Raw genomic sequence first — 14,858 nt, forward strand, 5'->3', positions numbered from 1 at the left:
AATTCTAACCTAATCTATTCTGTTAGCTTCCGATTTTATCACTCTCATTTAAAGCAAAAACTCTTGAAAAATCTTCAAGAGTTTTTTTTATTTCTATTCTTCATCCATGCTCAAGACGCTAAGGAAGGCTTCTTGTGGGACTTCTACTGATCCGATAGCTTTCATGCGTTTCTTACCAGCTTTTTGTTTTTCAAGGAGTTTGCGTTTACGAGAAACGTCACCACCATAACATTTGGCAAGTACGTTCTTACGAAGGGCCTTGATATCTGTACGAGCCACGATCTTGTGCCCAATAGCTGCTTGGATCGGCACCTCAAATTGTTGACGAGGGATGATTTTCTTAAGTTTATCCACGATGAGTTTCCCTCGTTCGTAGGCAAAATCCTTGTGAACGATAAAGCTGAGGGCGTCCACCTTGTCTCCATTGAGGAGGATATCCATTTTGACCAGCTTAGATGGACGGTACTCTGACAATTCGTAGTCAAAGCTTGCATAACCACGCGTCGAAGACTTAAGCTTATCAAAAAAGTCAAAGACAATTTCAGCAAGCGGAATTTGATAGATAACATTGACACGATTATCATCAATATAGTCCATGGTCACAAAATCCCCACGCTTGCGCTGAGCCAGTTCCATCACCGCTCCGACAAACTCCTGCGGTACCATGATTTGCGCCTTGACATAAGGCTCTTCAATAGTCGCAATCTTGGTTGGGTCTGGAAATTCAGAGGGGTTAGACACATCCATAGACTCACCGTCAGTTTGGTTAACCTTATAGATAACAGACGGAGCTGTCATGATAAGATCAATGTTGAACTCACGCTCTAAACGCTCTTGGATAACATCCATATGGAGAAGTCCAAGGAATCCACAACGGAAACCAAATCCAAGAGCCTGAGATGTTTCTGGTTCAAACTGCAGGCTGGCATCGTTAAGTTGCAATTTTTCAAGGGCTTCACGAAGGTCATTGTACTTGTTTGACTCGATTGGGTAAAGACCTGCAAAGACCATAGGATTCATCTGCTTGTATCCATCTAGCGGTTCTGCTGCTGGATTGCTTGCTAGGGTCACTGTATCACCCACACGAGTGTCTTGAACCGTCTTGATAGAAGCCGCAATATAACCAACGTCACCAGTCGCAAGAAAATCACGACCAACTGCTTTCGGTGTGAAAATACCAACTTCCGTCACATCAAAGGTCTTGCCATTGCTCATGAGCTGAATCTTATCACCAGGTTTGACCACTCCGTCCATAACACGCACTTGCAGGATAACCCCACGGTAAGCATCGTAAACAGAGTCGAAAATCAAGGCTTTGAGTGGTGCTGCAACATCACCCGTTGGAGCTGGAACTTTTTCAACGATCTGCTCAAGAATCTCTTCGATCCCAATACCAGCTTTGGCTGAAGCTAAGACCGCTTCACTGGCATCCAGTCCGATAACATCCTCAATCTCTGTACGAACGCGCTCAGGATCGGCTGCTGGAAGGTCAATCTTGTTAATGACTGGCAGGATTTCCAAATCATTGTCCAAGGCTAGATAAACGTTGGCAAGAGTTTGTGCCTCAATTCCTTGTGCAGCGTCAACTACCAAAATCGCCCCTTCACAGGCGGCTAGCGAACGCGACACTTCATAGGTAAAGTCCACGTGCCCTGGCGTGTCAATCAAGTGGAAAATATAGGTCTCGCCATCTTTTGCAGTGTAATTGAGCTCAATAGCATTGAGTTTAATGGTAATCCCACGTTCACGCTCAAGATCCATACTATCCAGAAGCTGGGCTTGCATTTCACGACTAGAAACCGTCTCCGTCTTTTCCAAAATGCGGTCTGCCAGTGTTGATTTCCCATGGTCAATATGGGCGATAATAGAGAAGTTTCGAATCTTCTCCTGACGTTTCTTCAATTCTTCTAAGTTCATGATGCTCTTCCTTTCAGGGGATCTATTAATTATAAATTGTTTTTAACATTTTGACAAGACCATACCCTGCTAGGAGTACTAATCTTCGGCAATAAAGCCATCATTTTCGATAAAGTGGTGTTCTGTCATTCCTTGGTCTGTAAAGACGATTCCATGAAGGACACCACCATAGACAGCCCCTCCATCCATGCCAATCTTGCCATCCTCTGTTATCCAAAGCTCAGCAGTACCTCGGTCTTGCTTGAGCAAACCATAAACTGGTGTATGGCCAAAGACAATGGTTTTTCCAGTATGATTTTCGGCTTCGTGGTATGGTTTTCTGAGCCATACTTTCTTATAATCTGTAGTTTCATGCCAATCATCCAAGGTCAAATCAATACCAGCGTGCACAAAGATATACTTGTCTGTCTCAACAACAAAAGGCATTTGACGAATAAATTCGACCAAGTCTGCTGCTTCTGTCGCAACCCGTTTGGCATCTTCTACGCCATCAACTGGTGCATCCAAGGGGCGACCTAGGATTGAGTTAATAGTTGTATCTCCACCATTGCGACGATAATGGTCATAGCTTTCTTCTGGGTCATCGAGCCAAGTCAGAAACATATACTCGTGGTTTCCTGATAGACAGATAGCCCCTTGATTGTCGACCAAGTCTTTTACCATTTCTAGAACACGGCGACTATCCTCACCACGGTCAATCAAATCCCCTAGAAAGAGCAGCTGAGTTTGACCATCCCAGGTTTTGAGCAGATCTTCTAGCATACCTGCCTTTCCGTGAACATCTCCAATTACATAATATTCTGTCATTTATTTCATCCTCGTTTGCAATAATTCTCTGGCTTGAGTAAGGGCAGCTTCGGTTACATTTTTCCCAGCCAACATTTTAGCTACTTCCTCTACTCGCTCTTCTAAAGTCAAGAGACGAACTGTCGACACCGTTGAGTGTTCGTCACTAATCTTCTCAATAAAGAATTGATAATCCGCGATGGCAATCACTTGTGGAAGGTGAGAGATAGCAAGAACCTGACCATGCTGGCCAATCTTATGAATCTTTTGAGCGATGGCTTGGGCCACGCGACCTGAAACTCCCGTATCTACCTCATCAAAGACAATACTAGTCTTGCCCTCTTTACGTGAAAAAGCGGATTTAATAGCTAGCATGAGACGGGATAATTCCCCACCAGATGCAACTTTGACCAAAGGCTTAAAATCTTCACCTGGGTTGGTGGAAATGTAAAATTCAACTGTTTCATTTCCTTCACGGCTGAATTTACTCTTACTAAAGCGAACCTGGAATTGTGCCTTCTCCATATAGAGGTCTTGCAATTCTTGCTTAATCTCAGCTTCAAGCTGCTGGGCCAAGTCATGGCGAGCTGATGCAAGCTGCCCTGCCAAATCGACAAGATTAACTTCCAATTTCTTGAGCTCTGCTTCCATATCTTCGGAAGAAAGGTTATTTCCAGTCAAGAGATTGTACTCATCCGTAATCTTGGCAAAATAAAGCAAAACATCGTCCACAGTTCCACCGTACTTGCGGGTAATAGTATTTATAAGGTCTAAGCGATTTTCAACCTGCATGAGGCGATTGCCATCAAAATCCAAGTCCTCAATAATATCTTCTAAACGCTTTGTAATATCTTCTAAAACATAGTAGGTCTCTGACAGAGAACTTGAAATTTCACGGTATTCAGGGTCGTATTCTTCAACACTTTCCATGTCATTCATGGCTGAACGGACATTAGCAAGACTGGAGAATTCCTCATTGTCTAACATGCTATAGGCATTAGTCAGCGTATCCGCAATATTTTTATGATTGAGGAGTTTATCTCGTTCTTGGTTGAGAGCCAAGTCTTCACCAGCTTGCAAGTTTGCAGCCTCAATCTCTGCCATTTGAAATTCCAACATCTCAATACGAGCCTTGTGTTCCTGCTGGTTTTTCTTGACTTCCAAAACCTGCTTGCGCATTTTGCGATAGGCATCAAAGCTCGTCTGATAGGTCTCCTTCAACTCCAAGAAAGCAGCATCACCAAACTCATCCAACATCTGAATGTGCAGTTGAGGACGCATTAACTCCTCTTGGTCATGCTGACCATGGATATCCACAAGGTGTTGCCCAATGGCACGCAAGACGGAAAGATTGACCATCTGACCATTCACGCGACTAACACTACGACCATTTTGCAAAATTTCCCGACGGATGATAATCTCATCCCCCAATTCTAAACCTTGCTCATCAAAAAGTTCCTGTAAAAGGCGACTGTTTTCAACCGAGAAAAGCCCCTCAATCTCTGCCTTTGGCGCACCGTGGCGAATAACGTCTGTCGTTGCACGAGCCCCCAACATGAGATTCATAGCGTCGATAATGATAGACTTTCCAGCACCCGTTTCCCCGGTTAAAACAGTCATACCCTTTTCAAAATTGAGGGAAATCGCCTCAATAATGGCAAAGTTTTTTATCGAAATTTCAAGTAACATACTGACCTACCATTTTTTGACTTGTTCAACAATTTCTTCAGCTGCCTCTGCTGTTCTAGCTACAATTAAGATAGAATCATCATCAGCTAGACAGCTAAAAATCTGTTCAGAAAATGCTTCAACCAGCTGACTCTTCACAAAAATAGTATTTCCAGGAATGACAGCAAGGTTGATCATATTTCCCATTAACTCAGAACTCACAATGTTGTCCTCAGCCAACTGCAAACTTTTGACGATTGATTTTGGCAACTCATAGATATAGGTGTTGTTCTTCAAAGGAATTTTAACAATCCCAAGCTCCTTGATGTCCCTTGAGACAGTGGCTTGCGTAGCAGAAATACCTGCTTCCTTCAAATGCTCAACGATTTCTTCCTGAGTCCCGATTTGATAATCCGTAACAAATCTTCTAATTTTTTCAAGTCTCTCTTTTTTATTCATCTTTAAATTCTCTATGTGCTCTCTCTACAACTTTTTCTATTTCGGGGGCAACTTGATTACTTGCTCCCTCTTCCTTTTTCAAATATGCCAGAAATTCAATGTTTCCATGTCCACCTTGGATTGGTGAATAGTCTAATCCAAGCACTGAAAAACCTTGCTCAACTGCCATAGCAGTGACAGATTCAAGGACAGTTTGATGAACCTTGGCATCTCGAATGATTCCATTTTTCCCAATCTGCTCACGACCTGCTTCAAACTGGGGTTTGACAAGTGCCACCACCTGACCTTGATCAGCCAAGACACGATGCAAAGCAGGCAAAATCAGACTGAGGGAAATGAAACTCACATCAATACTGGCAAAGCTTGGTTCCTGCTCAAAATCAGTCTTTTCAGCATAACGAAAATTAAACTGCTCCATGCTGACAACCCGCGGGTCTTGACGTAATTTCCAAGCCAACTGATTGGTGCCAACATCGACTGCAAAGATCAACTCAGCACCATTTTGCAACATGACGTCAGTAAATCCTCCAGTGGAAGCTCCAATATCAATCGTTGTCGCTCCCTCGACTGACAAATCAAAGACCTGCAAGGCCTTCTCCAGTTTTAGACCACCACGACTGACATACTTGAGTTTTTCACCCTTGAGTTTTAGCTCAGTGTCATCTGGGATTTTCTCTCCTGGTTTGTCAAAGCGCTCCCCATTGAGGACAGCTACGACTAGACCTGCCATGACACCGCGCTTGGCCTGTTCTCGCGTTTCAAACAAGCCCTGTTTATAAGCTAGTACATCCACTCTTTCCTTAGCCATTGATTCTCAAACTTTCTACTACTTTCACAATCGATTCTGTTTCAAAGGGAACCTGCTGGGCAATTTCTTCTAATTTAGCCTCGGCTTGATCCAGAGTTTGGTTACAAAAGGCAATGGCCTCTTCCAAGCCCAACAAGGCTGGGTAGGTCGACTTTTCTGCTTGTAAATCCTTTTGTGGTGTTTTGCCGATTTCCTCAAAACTAGCGGTCACATCCAACACATCATCTCTGACTTGAAAGGCCAGTCCGATTAATTCACCAACCGTTTTCAGTTTTGCTTGGATTTCAGGCGCTAATTCTGCTATGATAGCGGCGGCTTGGAAAGGATAGGCTAGTAATTTTCCAGTTTTATTGGCATGAATGGTCTGGAGTTCTTCCAAGGACAAATGCTGGTGTTCGCCTTCCATATCTAAAACCTGCCCTGCAACCATGCCTAGACTTCCTGAAGCAAGGGATAAGTTGGCAATCAAATCCACCTTGATCTGACTTGGCAAATCCGCCTGCGCTATTAAGGCATAGGGATCTAGGAACAAAGCATCTCCTGCCAATATTGCCATCGCTTCGCCAAATTTCTTATGATTGGTTAAACGCCCTCGACGGTAATCGTCATCATCCATAGCAGGAAGATCATCATGAATCAAGCTTCCTGTATGAATCATTTCCAAGGCCGCAGCCACCTGCGCGTGTGCTGGTTTAATAGCGACTTGCAAGGCTTCCAGAACTTCTAGCAAGAGAAAAGGCCGAATACGCTTGCCACCAGCATGAATGGAATAGAGAACAGACTCTCGCAAACTAGAGGCAAACTGCTGGTCTCCATAAAAATCTTCCAAAGCCGACTCAACAAGAGCTAATTTTTCTTGCTTCTTCATTCAAAATCACTTTCTGTCCCGTCTTCTTGCATGACCTTAACCAAGGTCTTTTCAGCCTTGTCCAGCGTCGCTTGGAGCTCTTTTGACAAGACCATTCCCTTTTGAAAAGCAGCAATTGCATCTTCCAGAGCGATTTCACCATTTTCCAAACTTTGGACAATGGTCTCCAGTTCTGCTAGATTTTCCTCAAATTTCTTTTGTTTTGACATCTTTAACCTCTAATTCTACTTGACCATCTCGCATCAAAAGCGTCACTTGGTCTTTTTTCTTCAAATTTTCAACCGAATCTACTACTGACTCTTCTTTTTTGACAATAGCATAGCCACGCGCCACGATTCGACTGGTATCCAACATCATCAAAGCTTCTGAAAGTCGCTTGACTTCAGCAACCTTGGCATCATAAACCAGCGCCATTTGGCTGCGTAGGAGCTTGTCCAACTGACCTAGACGGTCTTGATAACGCTGGATTTTGGTAACAGGTGATAACTGGACTAGTCGATGCGTCCTTGCTTGGACTAGCTGTTTGTTATCAGAAATCCGTGTTCGCAAACTTTGTTTTAATCGCAGTTGCAGTTGATCTAACCGTTGTAAATAACCATCATACAAACGCTCTGGCTGTCTAAAGATGACTGACTGACTGCATTTTTTCAAAGCTTCATGTTTCTTAGATAGGACATTTCGGACTGCTGTTGCCATCCGTTTTTCTTGATTTTGCAAATGAGTTAACACATCCAACTTAGTCACAGGCGTTGCCAGTTCAGCTGCAGCTGTTGGCGTTGCAGCCCGTCTATCTGCCACAAAATCCGCCAAGGTCACATCCGTCTCATGACCAACACTAGAGATGATGGGTAAACGGGATTCAAAAATAGCCCGTACCACAATTTCTTCGTTAAAGGCCCAGAGATCCTCGATGGAACCACCACCACGACCAATGATGAGAACATCTAGGTCCTCACGTTGATTGGCACGCGCAATATTTCGAGCAATTTCCTCAGCAGCTCCATCACCTTGCACCTTGGTCGGATAGAGAAGGATATCAACACCAGGAAAACGCCTGCTGACGGTCGTGATAATATCTCGAATAACGGCTCCACTGCGACTGGTTACTACACCAATTCGCTTAGAAAACTGGGGAAGAGGTTGCTTGAAGCGTTCTTGAAACAGGCCTTCTTCTGTCAGTTTCTTCTTGAGTTGTTCAAACTGAATCGCGAGCGCCCCAACCCCATCAGGCTCAGCCTTTTCAATGATGATAGAGTAGCTCCCACTGGGTTCATAGACCTGCACACGCCCAATCACATTGATTTTCATTCCCTCTTCGAGGTCGAAACCTAATTTCTGATAGATCCCTGACCATATGGTCGCTTGAATAACTGCATGGTCATCTTTTAAGGAGAAATATTGGTGAGTAGGTCGTTTACGAAAGTTGGAAACTTGACCAGTTAAATAGACCCGTTCCAAGTAAGGGTCTTTATCGAATTTCATTTTCAGATACTTGGTCAAAGTTGTTACCGATAAATACTTTTCCATCTCCACCTACTATTCATTTTCTTGCTTTTCCATGGGTATTATTATACCAAAAAGATGATTAAAAATCTCCTTTTGCATACTGAAACCAAAGGAAAAATAGAAAAAGGAGGCATTGCCTCCTCATCTGATTATTTGCTGTTTCGTGCTTCTTCCAAAATCTTAGAAATTTTGGTGGTCAAAAGGTCGATAGCAACAGTATTGCTGACCCCTTCAGGAATGACGATATCGGCATAACGCTTGGTCGGCTCAATGAACTGGTGGTACATAGGTTTGACCACACCTAGATATTGGTCAATCACGCTATCCAGACTACGGCCACGCTCTTCCATATCACGCTTGATCCGACGAATAATACGCACATCATCATCTGTATCCACAAAAATCTTGATATCCATCAAATCGCGCAGACGCTTGTCCTCCAAGACCAAAATCCCCTCAACGATAAAGACATCCTGAGGCTCCTGACGATAGGTCTTGCTACTCCGTGTATGTTCTGTATAGTCATAAGTCGGGATGTCCACTGGGCGCCCTGCCAACAATTCCTTAATCTGCTCGATCATCAGGTCTGTATCAAAGGCAAATGGATGGTCGTAATTGGTTTTGACACGCTCTTCAAAGGTCAAGTGAGACTGATCCTTGTAGTATGAATCATGCTCAATCATGGAAATCTTTTCATCAGGAAAGTGCGATAAAATGGCTCTTGAAACACTTGTTTTTCCTCCACCAGAACCACCTGTCACTCCGATAATGATTGGTCTATTTTGCATGCTACCCTCCGTTTTTTTATCCGTCGTCTATTCTATCACATTTTTTGCAAAATTTATAGTCTGATTTGGATAGTCTAGGGGAAACAAATCCATCCCCACACTCCAGTTAGACTAGCCAAAAACCTTTCTTGGCTTGTAGAGATTGCCCCTTTTTTCTAGAATGGCTAGCAATGTATCTCCCTCAAAGGCAGCTAATTCTTGGTCCGTTTGGTCTAGCTTGATAAAACGACCAAAGCGCACTTCTGTAGCCTCTTCTGGACTTAGGAAAACTTTGACAAGATCCCCCGTTCCAATTTCAAGAGTATGGAGAAAGTCCAGTTGACCAGCCTCCACTTTTTCAGCAATTTCGTCCAAGGTAAGAGCATCCTCCAGTTGTAACCCTGCAGCACTAGTCCGTGTCAGATGGGACATATGGGCCGCATAACCAAGCTTCTCTCCCAAGTCAACTGACAAGGTACGGATATAAGTCCCCTTACTGCATTTCACACGAAATGTAAAACGTGCGAGGTGATCGTCATAAGAAATCGAACTAGTCCGCTCAAATTGATAAATAGTCACCTGACGTTCTGGACGCTCCACTTCCTGACCAGCACGCGCATACTCATAGAGCTTGCGACCATTAACCTTGACAGCCGAATACATAGGCGGAATCTGGGTAATAGGTCCGGTCAAACTCGCAATCGCTTCATCGACAATGGTTTCATCCAAGGGAGACAAAACGGGTGTCTCTGCGACCACTTCTCCGCTGGCATCCTCAGTCGTCGTTGAATAACCAAGAGTGATTTCCCCCTCATAGACCTTACCCTCATCCTGCATAAATTCGACCATGCGGGTTGCCTTGCCAACTGCAATGGGCAAAACACCCACAACATCAGGATCTAAGGTACCTCCATGACCAATTTTCTTGGTTCCCAAAATCTTACGCAGCTTAAAAACTGCATCATGCGAGGTCATGCCCGCTTCTTTTTTTAAGTTGATAATACCGTTCATGTGTTGCTTTCTAGTTTCCCTTTCACTTCTATTCCTCATTGTTTAAATCAATTTTTTTAATATCATATAAATCCTCAGAGTAAAATGGTTTACCCGACTCAATTGGTAAAATATATTCAAAATTATCATCCTTTTCAAGCTGTTTATATTTTCCATTAACAACCGAAAAGTAGTCAGCATTTATGTTGTAATATCCATCTGGAAAGCTTGAAAAATCAATATCTCCTAGTTCCAATAGGTTGCTTTTGCTAAGTGTTAAATGCGAGCAAAGTGCTCCCTCCTTCATAAAGTCTTTAACAGAAAGAGTCGCATATCCTCTAAAAGCTTGTTTTTCTTTACTGAATGAATTTTGATTTTGAAGAGCCTTTTCTTTTATTAAAGGAGTTATCCTATATGAATTTGATATTTTAAAACCAGGGCTAGCTAATGGCTGTTCTTTATCATCAATAACTACTATATCATATCCTTTCTTTTGTATTGTACTTTCTACAGCTGATTTAAAATCATTCAGAACTGTCTGAGCTTCTTGGCTCGATGCAGAAAGCCTCAAGAATTCTTTAAAACCATAATTCTCATTAATGAAACTGACCTGTGTTAATTTTTGACGAATGTACTTAGCACCTACTTGGATAGTCATTCCATTATCCGATACATCAAAAATACTAATATCTGAAACGTTACTATCTATTTCTACTCTTTTAAGAGCAACATCATAATTCATTCCCCTAGAAGAATAAAACTCTTTTAATTGTTGAACTTTAGCATTATTTCTAAAGTGGGTTTGAATTGTATTTCCTATAAGTGGAGAAAAAATCCCAATCAAAAATAGAATAAGTAACTTACGACTTAATTTTGGATTATAGTCTTCCTTTTGATAAATCCAATCTAAATACGGAAATAAAAATAATGAAAAAATGAAACTCCAAAGGTCAATATCTTTTATAAAGTCAAAGGAAACAATCATTTTAAATCTTAGCAAAAACATCAGAAAAATTGCTAAAAAAATATTTCCAATCAATAGGAAAGCAATGATGCGTTTCGATTCATTTTTTACTTTTCGCACATAAGATATCCCCACCAGAAGATTAGCCAAAAAACTAATTCCATAACCGAATATAGTTGGAATAAATCCAAAAATAGCAAAGAATAAATTATATCTTGAGTCAGTATCGCCTACGCCTTCAATATTTAAAAGACCATATAGGAGATTAAGAAAAAATACAACTAATGGTAAATAAGCAATATAAATTTCCGAGAATTTCAAAGATTTTTTCATAGGAACTCCTGTTTTTAAGGTAATCTCACTCCCCCTTCAGCGCTTCAAATTTCGCTTTCATAGTTGGATTTTTTCGGGTCAATTTTTTAACTGAAACATCTTCCAACTTGTTATTAGCGAGGCGGAGTTGGTTTTCAGAGGTGGTTAGGAACTTTTTGACCTCTTCCATGCGTTTGATAGCCTTATCAATTTCGTCGATGGCTTTACCAAAGTTAGTTGAAGCTGAATTGTAGTTCTTGGCAAAGGCTAGTTTAAAGGCATCCAAATCTTCCTCAAAGTGAGTGATATCAATGTTTTGTTCACGGACAAGTGCCAACTCTTGCTTGTATTTGAGAGAATTAAGAGCCGCATTACGCAAGAGACCAATTAACTGGATGAAGAACTGGGGACGAATCACATACATCTTTTCATACTCATGACTGACATCCACAATCCCTGTATTAAAGTAGTCGTTATCTGCTTCTAGCATAGTCACCAAAACCGCATACTCACAGTTCTTCTCCTGACGGTCCTTGTCCAATTCCTTGTAGAAGTCCGCATTCTTGTGCTTCTTCTCTGTTCCATCCGCTTCATTTTTCATTTCAAACATGATGGAAATGAATTCTAGACCATTTTCATCAAAATCACGGAAGATAAAGTCTCCCTTAGATCCACGCGCAGAGACCTTGTTATCCTTCTCAAAGTAGGCATTTGGAAAGGCAAAACTACGAACCTTGTTAAACTCACTCTCTGCATACTGTTCCAAACTTTCCCCGATAGCTTTTGTGGATTGTTGGGCTTTGAAATTCTTATAGAACTCTACTTGTTCACTAGCAGCCTTAAGCTGGGCTTCGTAATTTTGCTTAACAGAAGCCAAAGACAGCTCATTTTCCTTTTCTTGCAAGAGGAGCTGATTTTTGACCTGATCGCGTTCTTTTTCTAAGTCAGAAAGGGTCTTTTGCAGTTGATTTTCATGCTCCAAACGCAAGGTGGCCAATTGGCTTTCCAAGGCCTGTACTTCCTTGTCCTTTGCTAATAAAGCCTGATGGCTTGTCTGTTCAACTTCTTTCTTAGCCAATTCTTTCTCTGTATCAAAGTTTTGGATTTGACTCTGCAATTGCGCAATTTCTTGGTCTTTTTGAGCCAGTTTAGACTGTTGCTCATTCATGGCCTTTTGCTCAGCCAAGGCCAGCTCCTGCTTCATGCGATTGTGTAATTCCTTATCAAACTCGGCAGTTCTCACTTGGGATAAGAGTTCGGCATACTGACTTTCATTTACTGTAAAGACTTCCCCACAGTTGGGACATTTGATTTCGTTCATAACTTTCCTCTTTCTAGACTTCTGTAACCATTATATCATGCCTGAGGGAAAATCAAAAACAGTGAGTCGAAACCCACTGTTTATATCAGTTACTTTAAATTTTTTCCAAGGCCAAACGCAAATCTTCAATCAAATCCTCTACATTTTCAAGTCCGATAGACAAGCGGATTTGGTTTGGTGTGACACCTGCTGCTTCTAGATCTTTTTCTGACAACTGACCGTGAGTGGTTGTCGCAGGATGGACAACAAGCGATTTGGCATCTGCTACGTTAGCAAGGTCAGAGAAGATTTCCAAATTATCAATCACCTTGCGAGCTTCTGCCTCTCCACCTTTAACATGGAAGGTAAAGATTGAACCCACACCTTTTGGCAGATATTTCTCAGCCAAGGCATGATATGGACTGTCAGCTAGTTTTGGATAGTTGACTTTTTCTACCTTAGGATGGTTGACAAGGAAATCAACAATTTTCTCTGCATTTTGCACATGGCGTTCAACACGAAGAGAGAGAGTTTCAAGCCCTTGGAGCAAGAGGAAGGCATTAAATGGCGACAAGGCAGCACCTGTATCACGGAGCAATTGAACACGAACAGCGATAATAAAGGCTGCTGCACCCACATCACGAGTATAGCTCAAGTTATGGTAACTTGGGTCTTCCTCAACAAATTGAGGGAACTTCCCTGAAGCCTCCCAGTCAAAACGACCACTATCGACAATCACTCCACCAATAGTCGTACCATGCCCACCGATAAACTTAGTTGCTGAGTGAATGGAAATATCTACACCGTGAGAGAAGACGTTAATCAAATATGGTGTGGCAAAAGTGTTGTCCGAAACGAGAGGAATCTTGTGTTTATGCGCAATCTCAGCCAATTTTTCTAAGTCAGGAATGTTAATCAAGGGATTCCCCAAGGTTTCAATCAAGACAAGTTTGGTATTGTCATTGATAGCTGCTTCTACTTCCTCCAAATTATCCACATCCACAAAGGTTGTTGTAATCCCATAACGAGGAAGGGTTTCTTTCAAGAGGTTGAAGGTCCCACCGTAAATAGTTGACGCAGCCACCACATGGTCACCTGCGTGAGCAAGCGCCAAAATAGTGTAGGTTACAGCAGCCATACCTGATGCTGTCGCTAGTGCTCCAACACCACCTTCAAGAGCAGCGATTCTTTCCTCAAAGGCTGCTGTTGTAGGGTTGGTAATACGAGTATAGATATTGCCTGGTTTTCTCAAGGCAAACAAATCGGCACCTTCTTGCGTGTCATCAAAAACGAAGGATGTTGTTTGATAAATCGGTACTGCACGAGACTTGGTCGCTGGATCAACTACTTGCCCAGCATGTAATTGTAGAGTTTCAAATTTAAAATCACGAGTCATAAGACGACCTCCAAATAGCTTCATTAGGGATATTGTATCATCTTGTGCTAGTCTTTTCCAATACCGTTTTTCTATATTTTGATATAAGGAACAACTATGACTAGTCTTACACATCAAACAAAAAAGCACGATTAACTCGTACCCGTTTTTTAATCTACATAAGTATCTTCGTTTTTATTGAGGAAGGCGTAAGGCAAGCCCATCAAGAGACCTCCTCCGATAAAGTTCCCGACAAAGGTTACACCCCAGTGACGAAGAATATTAGGTATGTCAAAGTTAGCAATTGAATCAGCTGCAACACTGAACTTAACAATCGCAAAAGAAGCAAAATTCGCAGCAATGTGTTCGTTTGTTAAGAATACAAACATGTAAATTGCTGATAAGACAAGCCAAAGTTTGGCGCCACCGTCTTTCACCAAAACAAAGGAAAGAATGGCAATGTTTACAAAGATATTGGCTAAAATACCTTCAAGCAAGACTAGCTCATTGGAACGACCTAACTTCATCTCTACAACCCCTGAAATGAAGCTATCATGTGTTAGATTTGCATAGGCTGCTGAGTGAGCAAAGCCCCAACCTGCTATCAAGGCTCCGATAAGGTTGAACAAGGTACAGTAAAGCAAAATCTCAGCTGTTTTTCTCCATGAGATTTTTTTCAAGAAACTACCAGCTGTCAAAAACATCATATTCGAAGTTACCAACTCAGCATTCAAGAAAACAATGTAGGCCAATCCCCAAGCAAAAACGAATGGGAAAAGGAAGCGACCACTACCTGGAGCGATCTTATTAATCAAGTCAGCCCCAACCGCGCCCGCAGCCGTACTAAATGTTAAAAAGGCACCTGCAAACATGGAACGAATCGCATACTTAAATTTACTTTGGCTATAAAGACTTTCTTTCTTCTTGCAAGCAAATTCAATCTTTGAGATAAATTCTGAAGAGACCATAAAAAACTCCTAAAACTTTTATTTGTGATAATTATAACATAATTCTTATTTTCTCGAAAGCGTTTTCTGTAAATTTCTAAAATATTTATCTTAAAAATCTATATCGTAAGGCTTACAAACCTTTTTCATAAGAACTATTTTGATTCTATTTATTCATATAAAAAACCAGT

The 14,858-nt window shown here is 41.8% G+C and carries 14 protein-coding genes; all 14 read right to left on the reverse strand.

The features are described 5' to 3' along the window. Positions 1-93: 93 nt before the first annotated feature. The 14 genes from lepA to M1F63_RS05650 all read right to left on the reverse strand — a co-directional run bounded on the left by lepA (position 94) and on the right by M1F63_RS05650 (position 14,688). On the reverse strand, positions 94-1,917 hold the full coding sequence (gene lepA / locus M1F63_RS05585; RefSeq protein WP_001047193.1) for a translation elongation factor 4: 1,824 nt from the start codon (positions 1,915-1,917) through the stop codon (positions 94-96). 78 nt (positions 1,918-1,995) lie between these two features. Next, the gene (locus M1F63_RS05590; RefSeq protein ID WP_247940934.1) at positions 1,996-2,724 is read right to left on the reverse strand and encodes a metallophosphoesterase family protein; all 729 of its coding nucleotides are present in this window, start codon (positions 2,722-2,724) and stop codon (positions 1,996-1,998) included. Beyond that, positions 2,725-4,392, reverse strand: coding sequence for a DNA repair protein RecN (recN, locus tag M1F63_RS05595; RefSeq protein WP_247940935.1), 1,668 nt, complete (start codon positions 4,390-4,392; stop codon positions 2,725-2,727). A gap of 6 nt (positions 4,393-4,398) precedes the next feature. Next, positions 4,399-4,830 (reverse strand): arginine repressor, encoded by a 432-nt coding sequence (locus tag M1F63_RS05600; protein ID WP_001034390.1) that lies wholly within the window; start codon positions 4,828-4,830, stop codon positions 4,399-4,401. Next, positions 4,823-5,638, reverse strand: a complete 816-nt coding sequence (locus tag M1F63_RS05605; RefSeq protein ID WP_084849765.1) for a TlyA family RNA methyltransferase — start codon at positions 5,636-5,638, stop codon at positions 4,823-4,825. The genes M1F63_RS05600 and M1F63_RS05605 overlap by 8 nt, the downstream gene beginning before the upstream one ends. Continuing rightward, positions 5,631-6,506, reverse strand: coding sequence for a polyprenyl synthetase family protein (locus M1F63_RS05610; RefSeq protein ID WP_247940936.1), 876 nt, complete (start codon positions 6,504-6,506; stop codon positions 5,631-5,633). Before M1F63_RS05610 ends, M1F63_RS05605 begins: the two co-directional genes overlap by 8 nt. Next, on the reverse strand, positions 6,503-6,715 hold the full coding sequence (locus M1F63_RS05615) for an exodeoxyribonuclease VII small subunit (protein WP_000043226.1): 213 nt from the start codon (positions 6,713-6,715) through the stop codon (positions 6,503-6,505). The genes M1F63_RS05610 and M1F63_RS05615 overlap by 4 nt, the downstream gene beginning before the upstream one ends. Beyond that, positions 6,693-8,033, reverse strand: a complete 1,341-nt coding sequence (gene xseA / locus M1F63_RS05620) for an exodeoxyribonuclease VII large subunit (protein WP_247940937.1) — start codon at positions 8,031-8,033, stop codon at positions 6,693-6,695. The genes M1F63_RS05615 and xseA overlap by 23 nt, the downstream gene beginning before the upstream one ends. Positions 8,034-8,161: 128 nt before the next feature. Beyond that, positions 8,162-8,800 (reverse strand): uridine kinase, encoded by a 639-nt coding sequence (udk, locus tag M1F63_RS05625; protein ID WP_045591120.1) that lies wholly within the window; start codon positions 8,798-8,800, stop codon positions 8,162-8,164. 111 nt (positions 8,801-8,911) lie between these two features. Further along, complete coding sequence (gene truB / locus M1F63_RS05630; protein WP_247940938.1) at positions 8,912-9,790, reverse strand: tRNA pseudouridine(55) synthase TruB; 879 nt, start codon at positions 9,788-9,790, stop codon at positions 8,912-8,914. A gap of 28 nt (positions 9,791-9,818) precedes the next feature. After that, complete coding sequence (locus M1F63_RS05635; RefSeq protein WP_084849769.1) at positions 9,819-11,066, reverse strand: glutamyl-tRNA amidotransferase; 1,248 nt, start codon at positions 11,064-11,066, stop codon at positions 9,819-9,821. 25 nt (positions 11,067-11,091) lie between these two features. Further along, a complete protein-coding gene (locus tag M1F63_RS05640) occupies positions 11,092-12,366 on the reverse strand; it encodes a DUF2130 domain-containing protein (protein WP_101800051.1) in 1,275 nt (424 codons plus the stop codon). Positions 12,367-12,460: 94 nt separating this feature from the next. Beyond that, on the reverse strand, positions 12,461-13,741 hold the full coding sequence (locus M1F63_RS05645) for an O-acetylhomoserine aminocarboxypropyltransferase/cysteine synthase family protein (protein ID WP_206283735.1): 1,281 nt from the start codon (positions 13,739-13,741) through the stop codon (positions 12,461-12,463). Between the two features lie 149 nt (positions 13,742-13,890). Next, positions 13,891-14,688 carry a formate/nitrite transporter family protein gene (locus M1F63_RS05650; protein WP_000254787.1) on the reverse strand — a complete coding sequence of 266 codons (798 nt, stop codon included), beginning with the start codon at positions 14,686-14,688 and terminating at the stop codon, positions 13,891-13,893. Positions 14,689-14,858 lie beyond the last annotated feature (170 nt).

The sequence above is a fragment of the Streptococcus oralis genome (genome assembly GCF_023109155.1).
GTDB lineage: Bacteria > Bacillota > Bacilli > Lactobacillales > Streptococcaceae > Streptococcus > Streptococcus oralis_BZ.